Genomic DNA, 17,960 nt, shown 5'->3' with positions numbered 1-17,960 from the left:
GAGCGCTTTCATGGGGATACCATAACCATTCTGAATGGCTTTGGCAAATGCCCGGCCGGGGGTCAGGGCGCCTGGTAATCGTACTGCCGCAGGATGCGCGCCAGGCTGCCATCCTCGCGCATCTCCTCAATCGCCTTGCGCCAGCGCAGCGCCTCGGCCGCAGGAAACTGCGGGCTGGCGGCCAGGTAGAGGGCGCTCTCTTGCAAGGTGTCGCCGCGCACCAGATCCGCCAGGGGCAAGCCGGCCCGTTGCTGGTTGTAGCGGGCCGTGTTCCAGGCCACGGCCCAGCCCTGGATGCGGCCCAGCGCCAGCTTGCTGGCATTGTTGACCTCCTCGGTGACCAGCTCCCGGGTCACTCCCTTGAGGGGCTGGATCAGGCTCTGACCATGAGAGCCGCGCATCGCCCCCAGGGTCAGGCCGGACAGCGCCTTGACCGAGAGGGGAGCCGGGTGGTGCTGGCGGTGGCTGACCAGCACGAAGGCCTCCTCCAGCAGGGGGGCAATCCAGAGGAACAGGGGCTCGCGCTGTGGACTCCTGGCCGGTGGCAGCAGCAGGACGTCCGCCCGATGGCGGGTCTGGCTGAGGGCGCGGGCCAGCGGCATCAGCTCTATCTCAAGCGGCTCCCGAAGGCGGCGGGCAGCCTCCTCCAGCACCTCGATTGCCATGCCGCTCGGGGCCCCCTGTTGGGAGCGAATCACATAAGGGGGAACGTCTGCGGCCAGGACCACCACGGCGTGGGCGCCTGGGCCTGGGAAGAGGAGGGCGCAGCAGAATAGAAGCAATAGGGGAAGACGCATAGAAGACCGGGTCAGGGATGAGTACACAGAGTGTAACATCCCGTAACCCCAAGTCAGTCAACCCATTGGGGGGAGCGGGCCGTCAGTCGAAGAAGTCCCGCAGATCCAGGGTCTGGTAGCTATCGAGCTGCTGCCAGGGCAACTGCCTTGGCAAGGGCTTGAGGGTCACCTCCATCCGGTAGCTGCGATAGCCGTCCAGGCTCGCGGACTCCACCACCAGGGGCAACTGCCATTGGCTCGACCAAAGGATGCGAGTGCGTTGCTTGCCCTCGCGTTTTTCGTACCAGCGGGCCTGCTCGGGAGCCGCCTCGTCGAGGGCGGTCATACCCTGCAGCAGGGCCGGATCCACGAGATGGCGAAGGCGCGCCCAGTCGGGCTTGAAGGCGACCTGGCCATACTCCTCCGACGGCACCTCCACCAGCTGGTTGTGCCAGGCGTCGGCGTAGCGCAGTTGCAGCTCCCCCTCATCACTGCGGCTGACCCAGCGGGCCGCCATCTGGTGGGTGAAGTGCTTGTGGCCCGGAGTGGCATCGTGGCTGGCGTGATAGGCGCGGGCGAGCGGCAGGGGGATGAGCCGCTGGCTCCACACCTGGTTGCCGACCCGGATCCATTTCTCCTGCCAGTGGTTCTCCCGGGCTATGCCGTCGCTGCTGGTGATCCTGTCCTGATAGCGGATGCGGGCGGCCAGATCGGGCGCCTCGTCGGCCAGCAGGGGGAAGCTGAGGGTGCTGCCGAGGAGCCATAACGGAAGTAACAATCGCATCATGGATGATCGCTCGAAAGAAGGGGGCCCGGCGTGACACCGGGCCCTCTTTCTTACAGGCCGAGCGCCTCCCTGAGCTTGCCGAACACCAGGGTGTTGTCGAGGGTGCCCTTGAAGCGGCCGCTGCCGGCCCCGCCGGCAAACAGCATCACATCGCCGCCGCCGTGGGTCTCTGAGCCCAGCTTGACCCCGGTCTCCTGCAGGTAGTCATCCCCCATCACCTGGTTGCTGGTGAGGGTGGGGCGCAGGTCCGCGCGGTTCGGGCCGTTGCCGAACACCAGCGTGGTGAAGGGCTTGCCATCCACGTCGTTCTGGGTGGAGCCGTCGCCATTCTTGACCAGATCCAGCACAGGGTTGCCCTTGGCGGAGTAGCCGTTGATGGTCATGGTGTGGTCGTGATCGGCGGTGACCACTATCAGGGTATCGGTCAAGTCCACCTTGCCGAGCGCCGTCTTGACCGCCTCGTCCAGCGCCACCGCATCGGTCAGCGACCGTTTGGCGTTGGTGGCGTGCAGGGCGTGATCGATGCGGCCCCCTTCCACCATCAGGAAGTAACCCTGGCTGTTCTGGCTCAAGAGATCGATCGCCTTGGCGGTCATCTCGGAGAGGGACGGTTGGGTATTGGCCGCCCCCTTGGCGACGCGGTCCAGCTCGTAGTCGAGGTGGGACTTGGCACTGAACAGACCCAGCACCTTGCCGCTCTCAATCTTGGCGAGATCGCTCTGGGTGGTGACGTACTGATAGCCCTGGGCACTCAGCTCGGCGGTGAGATCCCGGCCATCGACCCGGCCACCCTTGTTGCTGGCGCTGTAGGGGGTCCAGTGATTGGCTCCGCCCCCCATCAGCACGTCGACCCCGTCCCCGAGCGCGGCGTTGAAGCCGGCGCCGCCCGGCACCGCTTGCTCGGCGATGGCGTAGGCCGCATCCCGGTGGCAGATGTGGGAGTAGGTGGCCGCCGGGGTGGCATGGGTCAGCTCGGTGGTGGTGACGGCGCCGACGGATTTACCCGCCGCCTTGGCCAGCTCCAGTATGGTGGGCACAGGCGTGCCGTTGTCGCTGGCGCAGTTGTTGACACCCTTGTTGCCGTTGATGTCCTTGGCCGGCGCCACGGCCTGGGTGTCGCTGCTCATGGCGATCACCTCGTTGTTCATCTTGACGCCCGTGGTGTAGGCCGCCATTGAGGGGGCCGAATCCGTGGTCTGGGCGTCGTTGGAGAAGGTCTTGATGCGCGCGCTCTGGGGCAGCGTCATGATCTCCAGATCCCCCTCTTCCCCCACCTTGAACAGGCGGGTGGCGGTGAGGACGGTGGGGCCCATGCCGTCACCGATAAACAGGATCACGTTCTTGGCGTCGCTTGCCTGAGCCTGGGAAAGCCCACTCAGGGCGCCGAGCAGGGCGGTGCAGACCAGCGTCTTTTTCATGATGATTTTCATCCTATAGTCCCTCACAGCTTGGCCGCAGCCTTGACCTTGCCGAAGACGGCGGTGTTATCGAGTGAGCCGTGGAAGCTGTCAGCCCCCTGGCCTATGGCGCCGAGGAAGACGTCGGTGCCGCCGTGGGTCTCGTTGCCTAGCTCGCCCACCTTGACCACCACCTCCTGGTGATAGTCGTCGGCCGAGACGGTGGCGTCGTCGAGCGGTGCCACGCTGCTGCGCGGGCCATCCACCCGGTTGTAGCCGTTGCCAAAGCCGATGATGGTGTAGGGCATGCCGTCGCTGTCCTTGCTCGGCTCGCCTGTCTCGTAGTTCTTCACCAGCCCGAGCACCCCGGGGTTGCCAGCCGTGGTCTTGCCGGTGCGCTTGGCGTAGCCGTTCAGCACCAGCGTATGGTCATGGTCGGCGGTGACCACTATCAGGGTGTTTTTCAGCTCGGGGTCGGTCTTCTTCACCTCGTCGATGGTGGCCTTGATGGCGTCGTCGAAGGCGAGGGTATCTTGCAGGGCGCGCTTGGCGTTGGTGTCGTGCAGGGCGTGATCGATGCGGCCCCCTTCCACCATCAGGAAGTAACCCTTCTCCTTGTCCTTGAGCTGCTTGATGGCAGCCAGGGTCATCTGGGCAAGGGAGGGCTCGCTGGCGGGCCTGTCCAGGTCATATTTCATGTGGCTGGCGCCAAACAGCCCCAGCAGCGGCTTGCCCGTCTCGGCCTGGTTCAGCTCGTCCAGGTTGCTGGCAAACTGGTAGCCCTTGGCCTGCATCTCGCTGATGAGGTTGCGGCCATCCTCCCGCTTGCCCTTGTCGGCGGTGGGCAGGAAGAAGCTGCTGCCGCCACCGAGCACCACGTCCAGCCCCTCTTTCAGGGCGCCGTTGTAACCGGCACCGCCCGGCACCAGCTGGGCGGCGATGTCGGCTTCCAGATCCCGGTTGCAGATGTGGGCATAGGTGGCGGCCGGGGTGGCATGGGTCACCCGGGTGCTGGTGACCACGCCGGTGCCGCGGCCGTCGGCCTTGGCCAGCTCCAGCAGGGTGGTGACCGGCTTGCCGGCGCTTTGGCTGCAGTCGCTCTCATAGGTGGCGTCGCTGTCCATGCTGATGACGCCGTTGTTGCTCTTGACCCCTGTCATGTAGGCCGCCATGGAGGGGGCCGAGTCGGTGACCTGGGCGTCGTGGGAGAAGGTCTTGATGAAGGCCGTCTCCGGCAGTGTGTCTATGGTGAGGCTGCCCTCTTCCCCCACGCCGTAGATGCGGGCGGCGGTCAGGGTGTTGAGGCCCATGCCGTCGCCGAGGAAGAAGATGACGTTTTTGGCGCTGGGCTCCGGGGTGCTGCTGTCATTGTTGGAGTTGCAGCCGGCGACCAGGGTGGCGCCTATCATCACTGCAAGTCCTGCCATGTTTCTCATTGGGGTTCGCTCCTTGTAAAACCTGAGCGCAGCCTAGAGGGGGCAGATGACACTTTTAGTGAGTCTGGATGACAATACGGTGAAGGCACCGTATAAATGTTATGTTGTATCAACCACTTATTGATTGCTGTCTGCCCTTCTGCCCCAGGCAGTTGCGGTGGCACCGGCGCCGCGGCCGTGCACGCCTGTGGCCACAATGGCCTGTCAAATCGGGGCCGCAGCAGGTAAAATGCGCCCCCTTGCGATGAGTGCCAGCGGTTTGGCGCATCACCAGGCGCCCGCAGCCCCCAGCGGGGGCCAGCATCCCCAATGAGAGAGTAACGGATATGTCCATCAACTGGTTCCCCGGCCACATGCACAAGGCCCGCAAAGAAATTGCCGAGGTCATGCCCCAGGTCGATGTCATCATCGAAATGCTCGATGCCCGCATCCCCTTCTCCAGCGAGAACCCCCTGGTGCCCGAGCTGCGTGGGGATACCCCTGTCATCAAGGTGCTGAACAAGGCGGATCTGGCCGATCCGGCGATCACCGAGCTGTGGGTGGCGCACATGGAACAAGAGAAGGGGATCAAGGCGTTGCCCCTGACCCAGCAGGAGCCGGAGAAGATCAAGGCGCTGCTGACCCTGTGCCACGAGATGCTGCCGGAGCGCAATTTCGACCTGCGCGGGGTGCGGGCCATGATCATGGGCATCCCCAACGTGGGCAAGTCCACCCTGATCAACACACTGGCGGGGCGCATCATAGCCCGGACCGGCAACGAGGCGGGGGTGACCAAGTCCCAGCAGCGGATCAAGCTGGACAACAACGTCATCCTGACCGATACCCCGGGGTTCCTCTGGCCCAAGCTCAACCCGCCCTCCTGCGGCTACCGGCTGGCCATCACCGCGGCCATCAAGGACACCGTTTTTGACTACGCCGACATCGCCATGTTCGCCGCCGATTACTTCATCAAGGCCTACCCCGAGCGCATCAAGGCCCGCTACCAGATAACCGAGCTGCCCGAGACCGAGATCGAGCTGCTGGAGATGATCGCCCGTCAGCGCGCCTTCGTGCGCAAAGGGGGCCTGGCGGATCTGCACAAGGCCTCCGAGATCCTGGTCAACGAGTTCCGCTCAGGTATGCTGGGGCGCATCTCCCTGGAGACCCCTGAGATGGTGAGCGCCGAGATCATACTGGCGGCAGAAGAGGCTGAGGAGAAGGCCAAGGAGAAGGCCGAACGGGAAGAGGAGCGCCAGGCGCGGGCCCGTCGCAAGTACGCCAAAAAGCGTCAGAAATAGCCGATGTTGTGGCAGCTATAACGAAGAGGCGACCCCGGGGTCGCCTCTTCTGTTATGACGCCAATGGCCGGGCCGGGGCAAAACCTGGCTGTGGCTCGTTCAGTGCCGATTGACAATGGCATTGGCGGTGGCATGATGCGCTCGCATTTTGCCTCTCCCCAGAGTTTTATCCATGACCACATACTCCCGGCCAGTGCAGTTATTGCTCTTTGGCCTGCTGCTGTTGACCCTGGCCATAGCAGTGTTGAATACCCTGGTGCCGCTCTGGCTCGCCCATGAGCATCTGCCGACCTGGCAGGTGGGCATGGTCGGCTCCGCCTATTTTTGCGGCAACCTGCTGGGGACTTTGCTGGCGGGGGCGCTGATCAAAGGCGCCGGGTTCAACCGCAGCTACTACCTGGCCTCCGCCCTCTTTGCCGCAGCCTGTGTCGGGCTTGGGCTCACCCTGGGGTTCTGGAGCTGGCTTATCTGGCGATTCATCGCCGGCATCGGCTGCGCCATGATCTGGGTGGTGGTTGAGAGTGCGCTGATGTGCAGCGGCAACGCGCGCAACCGTGGGCGCCTGCTCGCCGCCTACATGATGGTCTATTACATGGGGACTGTGCTCGGGCAACTGCTGGTCAGCACGCTGCCGACCGGTCTGATGGATGTGCTGCCCTGGGTGACTGGCCTGGTACTGGCCGCCATCCTGCCGCTGCTCTTTACCCACATTGTCAACGAGCAGGGCGAGCAGCAGGGGGCAACCCGGGTGTGGCCCATGCTGCGCCTGCGTCAGGCGCGCCTTGGGGTCAATGGCTGCATCATCTCCGGCATAGTGTTGGGGTCGCTCTATGGCCTGATGCCGCTCTATCTGAACCATCAGGGGGTGAGTGATGCCGGTATCGGCTACTGGATGGCGGTCATGGTGAGCGCCGGCATCCTGGGACAGTGGCCTGCCGGCCGTCTGGCAGACAGGTTCGGTCGCTTGCCGGTACTGCGGCTGCAGGTGCTGGTGGTCATCCTGGGCGCCTTGGCAATGCTCGGCAACCTGGCGATGGGCCCGGCGCTCTTCATCCTGGGCGCAGCCGGTTTTACCCTCTATCCGGTGGCCATGGCCTGGGCCTGCGAGAAGGTCGAGCAGCACCAGCTGGTGGCGATGAATCAGGCGCTGCTGCTGAGCTACACCATAGGCAGCCTGCTCGGCCCGGCCTATACCTCGCTCTTGATGCAGCACCTTTCGGACAAGCTGCTGTTTATCATGATCGCCAGCGTGTCCTTTATCTATCTGCTGATGCTGCTGCGCCCCGTGGGTGAGCATCCGACCCCGGTGGCACATGCCTGATGACGAGTGTCTGATGGAAAAGAAGCGCAGAGAGCCATGGATGACGCCCTGCCCTGTCTCTGGTGACAGGCGCTGCAAAACGCAGCTGTGCCCTATATAAGAAGAGGCGGCCCCGGGGCCGCCTTGTTGTTATCAGGGGTTGGCAAAGGGGCTGTGGCGCTAGCCATAGCGCTTTTTCGCCTCTTCGAACAGGGAGAGGTGCAGCGGGATCAACTGCCGCCAGTCGCGCCTATAACCGCCCCCAGGTACGGCGGCGATGGGCAGGCCGTGGCTTATCGCACAGTCAAACACCATGGCGTCCCGCTGGCGCACCCCGGCGTCGCTCAGGGAGAGATAGCCGAGCTCATCGGCCTGGTGCACGTCGACCCCGGCCTGGTAGAGGATGAGGTCGGGGCGGTAGAGGCGCAGCGCCAGTGACAGCGCCTGGGTCAGGGTCTCGAGGTAGGCGTCGTCCTGCATGCCGCTTGGCAGGGCAAAGTCCAGATGGGAGGCAGGTTTGTGGTGGGGAAAATTGTGCTCGCCATGCAGGGAGAGGGTGATGATGTCCCGGCTCCCCGCGCACAGGGCGGCGCTGCCATCCCCTTGATGGACATCGAGATCCACGATCAGCACCTGCTCGCAGTGCCCCTCGTCGAGGCAGGCTCTGGCCGCTATCACCAGATCGTTGAACAGGCAGAAGCCGCTGCCAAAGTCCCTGTGGGCGTGATGATAGCCGCCGGAGACCTGCAGGCCGCAGCCCTGCTCGAGGGCGTGGCGGCTGGCGGCTATGGTGGCCCCGACCGAGCGCAGGGTGCGTTCAATCAGCATGGGTGACCAGGGAAAGCCGAGTCTGCGGATGGCGCCGTCATCCAGGGTGCCGGCAAGGGCCGCCGCCACATAGTCGGCGTCGTGGACCCGGGTTATCTGCTCGCGGCTCGCGGCGGGCGCTTCTGCCAGCGGATAGCCCTGTGTTGCCAGGATCTGGTAGAGCGCCTGGTACTTGGCCAGGGGAAAGCGGTGGCGCTCGGGCAGCGTCAGGGAGGAGTAATGGGGGTGATAGAAGATGCGCAGGGACATGGCAATTGGCCTGAACTGATATGAAAAAGGGGAGCCAGGCTCCCCTCTATGCATAAAGCGACGCGCTGCGCCTTATTGCTGCTGGATCACCCAGATCTGGAAGGCTTTGCGGGTTTCCGCATCGGCCTTGTTGTACCAGTTTTGCAGCTGGGTCAGGGCTTCCGGATTGCTCTGGGCTTTGCTCGGCGCCACTTCGACCGGCGCGCTGGCGGCGGCCATCACGGCAGCGGTGGAGACGGCAACGGTCGCTGGCTGGTTGAAGGCCTTGCCCATCTTGAGCAGCTCCTGCTGGTAGTCACGGGTCAGCTGGAAGCCACCCACTTTCGGCATGACGAACTGCTCGCTGGCCAGGGCCTGACCGCTGACCTTGTCCTTGAGAACGACCTTCTGCTCTTTCACGAACGCCTTGGCTTCGTCTTCGTTACGGGGCTTCTTGAAATCCAGCACCAGGGTCTGGTTGTCGGCGGCGGTGAAGTTGATCACCAGAGGCTCGGCGGTCACCAGCTTGATGTCGTTGCGGTTGGAGTAGTTGCCCTCGAAGGCCACCACCAGCTGGTGCTTGCCGGCGCTGATGGGGAAGCTGCTGGTCTTCTCCAGCAGCTTGGGATTGATGGACTCGCCATCGATCAACTGCACCACATAGGGATTGTGTATTTCCAGTTGGCTATCAGCCAGGGCGCTACCTGCCCACAACAGACCAGCCAGAGCCGGCACCAGAACAGTCAGTTTCATTTCATCTCCTTGAACAGTCAGGCGATTGCCCACTGAAAAATAGGGGCTCATTTTTACAGGTTTGCCCCAGAGCGGCAATAGCCGTTTGTGGCGCCGCCCGGCAGGCAGCTTGCTGACTTATCTGTCAAATAAACCCGGCATGGCTCACTCGATACGCCGGGTGAAGGGGGGGAGGGCGTCGAGCAAGCCCTTGCCGTAGCGTTTGGTAAGAAGGCGCCGATCGAGAATGGTTACTCGGCCCCGATCGGCCTCCTTGCGGATCAGACGACCACAGGCCTGAATGAGTTTTCGGGACGCTTCTGGCACCGTCAGCTGCAGGAAGGGGTTGCCACCCCGTTTCTCGACCCACTCGGCGGTCGCCTCTTCCACCGGGGAGTTTGGCACCGCGAAGGGGAGCTTGGTGATCACCAGGTTGGTGAGGTAGTGACCGGGCAGGTCCAGCCCCTCGGAGAAGCTGCCGGTACCAAAGAGGATGCTGGCCTGGCCGCCGTCGCACTTCTGTTTGTGCAAGGTCAGCAGGGCGTTGCGCGACGCTTCCCCCTGCACCAGCAGGGAGAGCCCCTTGGCCCGCAGCCCCACCGCCACCTCGTTCATCTGCCGGTAGGAGGAGAAGAGCACCAGGCTCGCCTCCTTGCCCGCCAGCAGCCGGGGCAGGGCATCGACCAGCTCCTGGGTAAAGCCGGGAGCGCTGGGTTCATGGGCCATCTTGGGCAGATAGAGCTCGGCCTTGTGATATTCAAAAGGAGAGCGCAGACGCAGATAGCGGGTGCCGTCATGCTCCTTGAGCCCCACCTGGTGGCGGAAATAGCTGAAAGAGGAGAGGGCGGTCAGGGTGGCCGAGACCAGCACGGCGCCCAGGCACCTAGACCAGAGCCACTCCTCCAGCAGATAACCCACCTCTATGGGGGAGGCGTGCAGCCAGATGTCTCCATCCTCGCTCCTGGCCATCCAGCGGGCCAGCGGTGTCTTGCCCGTCGGCACGTGGCGACTCAGCATCTCCCACAGGGCGCAGAAACTCTCCAGCCGCTGCAGGTGAAAACCGCTCTCCGCCAGCAGGGGCTCGGCCTCCTTGCGACGGATTTCGCCGTCTTTGAGCGCCTCGCCGATGGCGCCCTGCATCCTGTCCAGCGCCCGCAGCGCCTTCTTGCTCGCCTCCTTCAGGTTCTCCGCCAGCATGGGCAGGGGATCGGGCAGCACCCCCTCGGCAAACCTGTGGTGCTGCTCGGTGCCAAACAGCTGATCGTTGCCGGCGAGCCACTGCTCCAGCGCCTTGAGATCCGGTTGCAGGGAGGCCAGGGCATCCTGCAGCTTGAGTTGGGGGTCGAGCAGGCTCTCCTTGTTCAGCGCCCTGGCCAGCTTGCCTGCGCTCTGCACCAGTTTTTCCAGCCAGCGGCGAGAGCCCTTGACGCTGGCAGAGGCGGCGCCGTGATCCCGGGCTATGGTCGGCAGGTGGTGAGCCTCATCCAGCACATAGATACACTCGTCCGGTGGCGGCAATATGATGCCGCCGCCCATGGTGAGATCGGAGAGCAGCAGGGCATGGTTGACCACCAGCACATCGGCGGCGTCCATGTCATTCCTGGCACGGTGGAAGGGGCAGTGCTGGTGGTGGCTCAGCGCCTTGTTGCAGCTGTGGCGATCGGCGGCGATGCGATCCCAGCACAGATCCGGAATCGGCTTGGACCAGTTGTCCCTGTCCCCGTCCCACTTCCCCTCGGTGTAGGCCTGCCACAGCGCCTGATAGCGCTCCTTGTCAGAATCTGACGGCTTGTGTTTGCTCAAGCTGCCGAAATCGAGTTCGAAATTGGCCATATCGGCGCCGCTTGCCGCTTGTTCAAGCAGATGTTCGCAGCAGTAACGCTGGCGCCCCTTGACCAGCATGAAGCGAAACGGCAGCTCGCTGTGGCGATGGTAGAAGGGCAGGTCCTTGTGGATCAACTGCTCCTGCAGGGCGACGGTGGCGGTGGAGATCACCAGCTTCTTCTGGGTGAGCCGCGCCACCGGGATGGCGCCCTGGGCATAGGAGAGGGACTTGCCGATGCCGGTGCCCGCCTCGGCCACCAGGATGCGGCGACTCTTTTCATACTCTCCGGTGAGGGTCTTGGCGATTTCGGCCACCAGAAAATTCTGCTCCTTGCGCGGCACAAAACCGGGTAAACCATCGGCAATCTGTCGATAGGTATTGCGAATGGTGGCTTTGAGGCGAGTCGATAGCATGAATGGGGCGTGACCGTGTCTGGAATGAATGGTCACAGGATACCCGCAACAGGCGGCCTGGGTCGAGGCAAGGTGAGGCAGGGGTTATGGGCCGGGATCCGCACTTATGTCATCGGGTGGATTGTGCGTGCAATAAACCACCAAAAAAGGGCGTTTCAGGCAGCGCGTATCGCTGTAAACGTTTTCCCTGAGAGGGCAAACAATATGGGATTCAGCTCACAATTTTTTCCCTATGACTATGGTTTTCTCAAAAAGTTCCAAGTTTTTTCGTTGCGGATCGGAAAACCCGGTGATAGTCTCGGCGGCATAGTGATGCAAAGAACATCGCTAACACAGGGAATAACAAGGACTTAGTGTTTAATTACAGTAGGCATTGGAAACAACTATGAAAAAGACAATTCTGGCTATCGCTATCCCGGCTCTGTTCGCATCTGCCGCTAACGCCGCAGTCGTTTATGACAAAGACGGTACCTCTTTTGATATCTACGGCCGTGTTCAGGCTAACTACTATGCTGACGCTGACGACGCCAGCCCCATCACTGCCAGCAACGCTGGTGATGCCGAGCTGATCGGTTCCTCCCGTCTGGGCTGGTCCGGTAAAGTTGCGCTGAACAACACCTGGTCCGGTATTGCCAAGACTGAGTGGCAGGTTTCCGCCGAAAACTCCGACAACAAGTTCAACTCCCGTCACATCTGGGTTGGCTTCGACGGTACCCAGTACGGCAAGATCATCTTCGGCCAGACCGACACTGCGTTCTACGACGTGCTGGAGCCGACCGATATCTTCAACGAGTGGGGTGATTACGGTAACTTCTACGACGGTCGTCAAGAAGGCCAGATCATCTACTCCAACACCTACGGTGGTTTCAAGGGCAAAGTGTCCTACCAGACCAACGACGACGAAGCCGTCAAGGTTTCTGACATGGGTGGCCAAACCGTCACTACCGTATTCCCGGACCTGAAGCGTAACTACGGCTACGCAGCTGCCATCGGTTATGACTTCGACTTCGGTCTGGGCCTGAACGGCGGTTACGCTTATTCCGACCTGGAAAGCACCACCAGCACCAACACTGGTGACAAGTCCGAGTGGGCCCTGGGCGCACACTACGCCATCAACGGCTTCTACTTCGCCGGTGTCTACACCGAAGGCGACCTGAAGAACGACACCACCGGTTACAAGGGTGAAGGTCGTGGCTACGAGCTGGCTGCTTCCTACAACGTTGATGCCTGGACCTTCCTGGCTGGCTACAACTTCAAGGAAGGCAAGGACAACTCTGCCGGTTCTTCCTACGAAGACATGGTTGACGAAACCCTGCTGGGTGTTCAGTACAACTTCACTTCCAAGCTGAAGGCGTACACCGAGTACAAGATCCAGGGTATCGATGACATGGACGACGAGTTCACTGTTGCCCTGCAATACAACTTCTAATCCAGTCTTAGTACGGATTTAGTTGATAAACGGCCAAGCTTGCTTGGCCGTTTTGTTTTATCTGCCTTTCACCTTCCTCATTCCCCGCCGTTTGGCCCTGCGCCAGGTCACGTTGTCTCTTTTCCGCCCTTGGCTCCTTAGTCGTAAATCGCTAGATTATTCAATTCGTTGAAAGATGGTCTGCCGACAGGGAAGGATGCGTGTGATCGATTTCAGTCACCCCGAGTGGCGAGCGCTGGCTCAGCAGTTGCTGGACGAGGCGCCCCAGGTTATCCGCGGTCGCCAGTGGCAGCCCCTTATCGGCATGCTCAGGGACAATCAACTGCTGCTCCCCCTTGGCAATCACCGCTATGAGCTGACCCCGGCCGGACGGCGCTATCTCACCCGTGAGCTAATGCTGGCCGAGCTGGCCTGTGCCCCCCCCGAGCCCGAGGAGTGGCTCCATGCCCAGGGTTGGCAACTGGGGGAGCGGGTCAACGAGCGGGTGCTGGCGGCGCTCTATCGCAAGGGGGAGGCGAGCTTCAGTCCGGTCGAGCAGATCAACTTCGAAGACAAGGGGATACGGCTGTGCAGCGATCTGCCGCTGCGCCTACGGGCCGCTCGCCCGTTCAGCCTGTTCTTCAGCGGCGGCACCCTGCTCGATGCGGCCCCCTGGCTGCACACCCTGGGAGAGGTGGCGCTGCCCGCCCGCACCCTGGCGGGGCTTGGCAAGATCCTCTGGGGCGAGGGGGAGATCCAGCGGGTGATCAGCACCGACTCCGTCGGCGTCTTCGCCGAGTTGAGTCTCCCGGACGACGCCTTGCTGGTCTGGCTTCCTGCCCAGGATCCCGGCGCCCTGCAACCCCTGATTGCGGCCTTGCCGCCCCAGACCCTCTGGAGCCACCTCACAGCCCTGGATCCGGCCGGTGTCGACAGGGTCCTGGTATTGGCCCAGAGGCTGGGACGCCCGGCCAGCTGGTGGCTGCCCCGGGACCTGGCTCCCATCAAGGAGGCCTATGCCGCCCCTATGCAGGACGCTCGCCCCTGGGAGCCGAGCCGGATCCCTCGTCCATTGCGGGCCCTGTGCAGCGATCTGGTGGAGTCCAACCGCGGCCTGTCGGCCGAGGTATGCGCCCTGGCATCGGGCTGGCATGCCATCGGCTGAAGGGGCCCGTCATCACCCTTGAGAAAGCGGTTTTCCCCTATGGAAGGCAGTGGTATAAAGAGTTGACGGAGCGCTCGCCAAAGGAGCGCTTTTGTTTGCCAACCTGCTTTGCCAGCCAACGAACTCAACGGAATACAGGGAATACCATGTTTGAAAAGGTTGTTGCCGCCCCAGCGGATCCGATCCTGGGCCTGACCGAAGCCTTCCGTGCCGACTCTCGCAGCCACAAGATCAATCTGGGGGTCGGGATCTACAAGGATGAGACCGGTGCCACTCCTATCCTTCATTGCGTCAAGAAAGCCGAGCAGAAGCTGCTCACCGACGAGAAGACCAAGAACTACCTCGGTATTGAAGGCAATATCGAATATGGCCGCATAGTGCAGCAACTGCTGTTCGGGCAGGATTCCACCCTGATTGCCAGCGGCCGCGCCAAGACAGCCCAGGCGCCGGGCGGTACAGGTGCCCTGCGCATCGCCGCCGAGTTCGTGGTGCGCAACGGTCTGGCCAAGACCATCTGGATCTCCGATCCCACCTGGGCCAACCACGTCAGCGTGTTCCAGGCCGCCGGCCTCACCGTCAAGTGGTACAAATACTACGATGCGGCGACCAAGGGTCTCGACTTTGCCGCCATGCAGGCCTCGCTCTGCGAAGCGCAGGCCGGCGATCTGGTGCTGCTGCACGGTTGCTGCCACAACCCGACCGGTATTGACCCCACAGCTGATCAGTGGCGCGCCCTGGCCAAACAGAGTGCCGCCGCCGGCTGGTTGCCGCTGTTTGACTTCGCCTATCAGGGTTTTGCCCGTGGTATAGAGGAAGATGCCGAGGGGTTGCGCATCTTCGCCGAGTGCCATGACGAACTGCTGGTGGCGAGCTCCTTCTCCAAGAACTTCGGCCTCTACAACGAGCGGGTCGGTGCCTTCACCCTGGTCAGCGCGACCAAGGCGATTGCCGATGTGGCCTTCACCCAGGTCAAGACCGTCATCCGAGCCAACTACTCCAACCCGCCGTCACACGGCGCCGCCGTGGTGACCACTATCGTCAGCGATCCGGCCCTCTATGCCGAGTGGGTGGAAGAGGTGGCGGCCATGCGGGTGCGCATTCGCGAGATGCGCGAACTGCTGGTAGAGAAGTTGGCTGCCCTCGGTGTGAGCCAGGACTTCAGCTTCATCCGCGAGCAGAACGGCATGTTCTCCTTCTCCGGTCTCTCCAAGGATCAGGTGGAGCGTCTCAAGAGCGAGTTTGCCATCTACATCGTCGGCTCCGGCCGGATCAGCGTGGCCGGTATTACCCGCGCCAACATAGATCCCCTGTGCGATGCCATCGCCAAGGTGCTGTAAGCACAACCATCGGCATCCGCTCAGTAAAAAGCCCGCCATGTCGGCGCAATGCTGTTCACTTAAGCGGAGCCGCATTGCGATTTACCGGAAAACGGGTCTTTGATATCTTCACCGCCCTGGGTCTCGATGGCCTGGGGCGTTTTTCTATGAACATGACGCCTATGCAGCCCCGCAACTCCGCCAACCTCCGTGGCGTATGGGCTGGCGATAACGCGCCCGCCATCACTGCCATCTGGTTCGCGATGAACTGACAGGCAAACTTAAAGCTCACCTCATTGGGCGCTCGCTGATGGGCTACGGCGGCCTGGCTGGCCTCCCGCCTGACCAGATTGTATCCAAGCAGCAATCCCCACAGCTCCTGATAGACCAAGTCCACTTTCTTGCTTCTCAGCGTGATGGCGTTGTGCTGCATCGCGCTTTTGATATCCCGGTATCCCAGCTCGATTTCCCAGCGCTCGTGGTACAGGGTCGCCACCTGAGCTGCGCTGAATCGCGCCACGGGCAGGGAGGTAAAGACCGTTTTCTCCTTGCCTGCCACCTCATAGGTCACTGCGCGAACTTGCCAGTGTGTCGGCAACGCCGGGTTTTTCTTGCGAGCCTGAGGCGAGACCGTCATTTGCAACAGACGGTCACCGTCGCCATAGCGCTCAAGTTCCGTGTATACCAGCCCCTTGCGTTCCGGGATGAGCCAGTGACGGTCGGTGTCTTCGGCCTGAATACGCAGCAACAGGTCGGCACCGAAGAAGCCTTTATCCAGCAGGGTCACTGACTTGTCCGGCAATGAGTGAATGAACTCGCTGGCCAGGGGGATTTCCCCTTTGCGGTACGGGCTGATGGCCGCGTTGGCAATGACATGCGAGCGGACATTCATGAGCGTGACCAACCGCAGCATCGGGTAGGGTGTCTGCCGGTTGGTTGAGGTGTTACCCGAGCCGAAATGTGCTCTGAGTTCAGGCATATCCTGGGTTCGGAACAGGGCCCCATCGATGGCAAAGACCTGTAAACCGTGCCAATGGTCTTCAGGATAACGTTCCCGCCCCCACACATCGGCGCACTGTTTGAACAGCCACTCGAGCGGCTGTTTGCCGAGTCGCTGACGGGCCTGAGACAGGGCACTGTCCGCGAGCAAGGCATCATTGGCCAACCCTTCTGCACAGATGTTGAGGCGCCGAGCGACCTCGGAGATGGGCTCATTGCGGAAAAAGGCCATCCCCACGACGAGCCACAAGACCATATCAGAAGGTAAGCGGCGTCGGCGGATAGTGGCCTTTTCAGACAAGGCGGCAGCGGCAGTAATCCATTCGTCGGGAATATGGTCGGCAAAAATGGCCAGCCGAGCCAGCATGTCGCCAGATGCCTCAACAACATCGTTCAGATCGTTTGCAATAGACATAAAAAATCCGGAACCAGTGATTGGTTCCGGATTGTCCTACAGCAGAAGGATCGGTCAATGGATCCTTAACTGATCAGCATTGCGCCATGTCGGCGGGCTTTTTCATGCCTGTTTTCCGGCATCAGCGGCGCCGTTTGCTGCCCCCCAACAGGGAGCCGAGTACGCCCCGTACCAGCTGGCGCCCCACCTCGTTGCCCAGGGTACGGGCCACGCTCTTGGCGGCGGTCTGCACCACGCCGTCATGCTGGCCACCGCGCGGGCCTGTGCGACCGAACAGGATACCGTTGAGGGCATCGAGCAATCCGCCCCCCTGCTCCGACGGGGTCTGGGAGACATCATCCGAGGCGGCTGGTGCCCCGCCATTGAGGCGCTCGAAGGCGGATTCGCGATCCTCGCGGGTCTCGTATCGGCCGTGGAGCACGGATCCCTGGATCAGGGCCTGCCGCTCGGCGTCGCTCAGGGGACCTATGCGACTGGCGGGCGGGGCGATAAAGGCGCGCTCCACCACGCTTGGGCGCCCCTTCTCATCGAGCAGGGAGACCAGGGCCTCGCCCACCCCGAGCTCGGTGATGACGCCGGCCGCGTCGAAGGTCGGGTTGGCCCTCAGGGTGTTGGCGGCGATGCGCACCGCTTTTTGGTCGCTCGGAGTAAAGGCGCGCAGGGCGTGCTGCACCCGGTTGCCGAGCTGCCCCAGCACGCTGTCAGGAATATCGGCCGGGCTCTGGGTCACGAAATAGACGCCCACTCCTTTCGAGCGGATGAGGCGCACCACCAGCTCTATCTTTTCCAGCAGCGCCTTGGGGGCGTCGTTGAACAGCAGATGGGCCTCGTCGAAGAAGAACACCAGCACGGGTTTATCGGGATCCCCCACCTCGGGCAGCTGCTCGAACAGCTCAGACAACAGCCAGAGCAGGAAGCAGGCATAGAGGCGGCTGGACTGGGTGAGCTTGCCGGCCGCCAGCACATTGATGTGGCCGTGGCCGGCCCCGTCGGTCTGCAGCAGATCCTGAATGTCCAGCATGGGCTCGCCGAAGAAGTGGTCCCCTCCGGCGCTCTCCAGGGTGAGCAGGTTGCGCAGTATGGCGCCGATGGAGGCGGTGGACACATTGCCATAGCGGGTGGTGAGGGATTTGGCGTTGTCCCCGGCAAACTGCACCATGGCGCGCAAATCTTTCAGATCGAGCAGCAGCAAGCCCTCGTCGTCCGCCACCTTGAACACCAGCTCCAGCACCCCGCTCTGGGTGTCGTTGAGGCCGAGCAGGCGGGCCAGCAGCAGGGGGCCTATGTCGGAGACGGTGGCCCGCACCGGGTGTCCATGCTCCTCAAACAGGTCCCAGAGCAGGGTCGGACTGGGGGCGAAGGCGGGGGCCGGGATGCCGAGCTGGGTCAGCCGGGCATCCAGCTTGCTCGACGGGGTGCCGGCAGCGCCAAGGCCGCTGAGATCCCCCTTCACATCCGCCAGAAAGACCGGCACCCCGAGGCGGGAGAACCCCTCTGCCAGCACCTGCAGGGTGACTGTCTTGCCGGTCCCCGTGGCACCTGTGATGAGGCCGTGGCGGTTGGCCATGGCGGGCAGCAGTGAGATGGGTTGGCCATTGGCATAGGCCAGCGTCAGGGGGTGGGCCATGGTGAACTCCTTGTCTTTGCAGGTAGCGGCA

The 17,960-nt window shown here is 62.5% G+C and carries 14 protein-coding genes; 5 read left to right on the top strand and 9 right to left on the bottom strand.

What is annotated here, in order from left to right; translation table 11 throughout:
• Window positions 1-62: 62 nt before the first annotated feature.
• The 4 genes from ACB030_RS05360 to ACB030_RS05345 all read right to left on the bottom strand — a co-directional run bounded on the left by ACB030_RS05360 (window position 63) and on the right by ACB030_RS05345 (window position 4,396).
• Window positions 63-797 (bottom strand): ABC transporter substrate-binding protein, encoded by a 735-nt coding sequence (locus ACB030_RS05360; protein WP_240453241.1) that lies wholly within the window; start codon window positions 795-797, stop codon window positions 63-65.
• An 82-nt stretch (window positions 798-879) separates the two neighbouring features.
• Entirely contained in the window at window positions 880-1,563 is a 684-nt protein-coding gene (locus tag ACB030_RS05355) for a hypothetical protein (protein ID WP_371158546.1), read from the bottom strand.
• A 50-nt stretch (window positions 1,564-1,613) separates the two neighbouring features.
• Complete coding sequence (locus tag ACB030_RS05350; protein WP_371158545.1) at window positions 1,614-2,981, bottom strand: alkaline phosphatase; 1,368 nt, start codon at window positions 2,979-2,981, stop codon at window positions 1,614-1,616.
• Between the two features lie 23 nt (window positions 2,982-3,004).
• On the bottom strand, window positions 3,005-4,396 hold the full coding sequence (locus ACB030_RS05345; protein ID WP_371158544.1) for an alkaline phosphatase: 1,392 nt from the start codon (window positions 4,394-4,396) through the stop codon (window positions 3,005-3,007).
• Window positions 4,397-4,722: 326 nt separating this feature from the next.
• Here ACB030_RS05345 and ylqF point away from each other — a divergent pair, with 326 nt between their 5' ends.
• Together ylqF and ACB030_RS05335 are read left to right on the top strand one after the other, a co-directional pair.
• Window positions 4,723-5,673, top strand: a complete 951-nt coding sequence (gene ylqF, locus ACB030_RS05340) for a ribosome biogenesis GTPase YlqF (RefSeq protein WP_371158543.1) — start codon at window positions 4,723-4,725, stop codon at window positions 5,671-5,673.
• Between the two features lie 172 nt (window positions 5,674-5,845).
• Window positions 5,846-6,994, top strand: a complete 1,149-nt coding sequence (locus tag ACB030_RS05335; protein ID WP_371158542.1) for an MFS transporter — start codon at window positions 5,846-5,848, stop codon at window positions 6,992-6,994.
• Window positions 6,995-7,153: 159 nt separating this feature from the next.
• Here the strand turns inward: ACB030_RS05335 and ACB030_RS05330 are convergent, their stop codons facing one another.
• The 3 genes from ACB030_RS05330 to dinG form a co-directional block, all read right to left on the bottom strand.
• Window positions 7,154-8,050, bottom strand: a complete 897-nt coding sequence (locus ACB030_RS05330) for a histone deacetylase (RefSeq protein WP_371158541.1) — start codon at window positions 8,048-8,050, stop codon at window positions 7,154-7,156.
• A gap of 72 nt (window positions 8,051-8,122) precedes the next feature.
• Window positions 8,123-8,782, bottom strand: coding sequence for a DUF2057 domain-containing protein (locus ACB030_RS05325; protein WP_106886398.1), 660 nt, complete (start codon window positions 8,780-8,782; stop codon window positions 8,123-8,125).
• Between the two features lie 144 nt (window positions 8,783-8,926).
• Window positions 8,927-10,999, bottom strand: a complete 2,073-nt coding sequence (gene dinG, locus ACB030_RS05320; RefSeq protein ID WP_371158540.1) for an ATP-dependent DNA helicase DinG — start codon at window positions 10,997-10,999, stop codon at window positions 8,927-8,929.
• A 385-nt stretch (window positions 11,000-11,384) separates the two neighbouring features.
• Here dinG and ACB030_RS05315 point away from each other — a divergent pair, with 385 nt between their 5' ends.
• From ACB030_RS05315 to ACB030_RS05305, 3 genes are all read left to right on the top strand, one after another.
• The gene (locus tag ACB030_RS05315; RefSeq protein WP_106886400.1) at window positions 11,385-12,428 is read left to right on the top strand and encodes a porin; all 1,044 of its coding nucleotides are present in this window, start codon (window positions 11,385-11,387) and stop codon (window positions 12,426-12,428) included.
• 202 nt (window positions 12,429-12,630) lie between these two features.
• Window positions 12,631-13,572, top strand: a complete 942-nt coding sequence (locus ACB030_RS05310) for a hypothetical protein (RefSeq protein ID WP_371158539.1) — start codon at window positions 12,631-12,633, stop codon at window positions 13,570-13,572.
• 146 nt (window positions 13,573-13,718) lie between these two features.
• Window positions 13,719-14,909: an amino acid aminotransferase gene (locus ACB030_RS05305; protein WP_262110802.1), complete on the top strand. Its 1,191-nt coding sequence runs from the start codon at window positions 13,719-13,721 to the stop codon at window positions 14,907-14,909.
• 55 nt (window positions 14,910-14,964) lie between these two features.
• Here the strand turns inward: ACB030_RS05305 and ACB030_RS05300 are convergent, their stop codons facing one another.
• Entirely contained in the window at window positions 14,965-16,302 is a 1,338-nt protein-coding gene (locus ACB030_RS05300) for an IS4-like element ISAeme15 family transposase (RefSeq protein ID WP_041205253.1), read from the bottom strand.
• A gap of 121 nt (window positions 16,303-16,423) precedes the next feature.
• On the bottom strand, window positions 16,424-17,929 hold the full coding sequence (locus tag ACB030_RS05295) for a helicase HerA-like domain-containing protein (protein WP_371158538.1): 1,506 nt from the start codon (window positions 17,927-17,929) through the stop codon (window positions 16,424-16,426).
• Window positions 17,930-17,960 lie beyond the last annotated feature (31 nt).

Source organism: Aeromonas sp. S16(2024), assembly GCF_041403065.1.
GTDB lineage: Bacteria > Pseudomonadota > Gammaproteobacteria > Enterobacterales > Aeromonadaceae > Aeromonas.
Note: the sequence above shows the minus strand (reverse complement) of the source record. Positions and strands in the feature narration are given on the sequence as shown.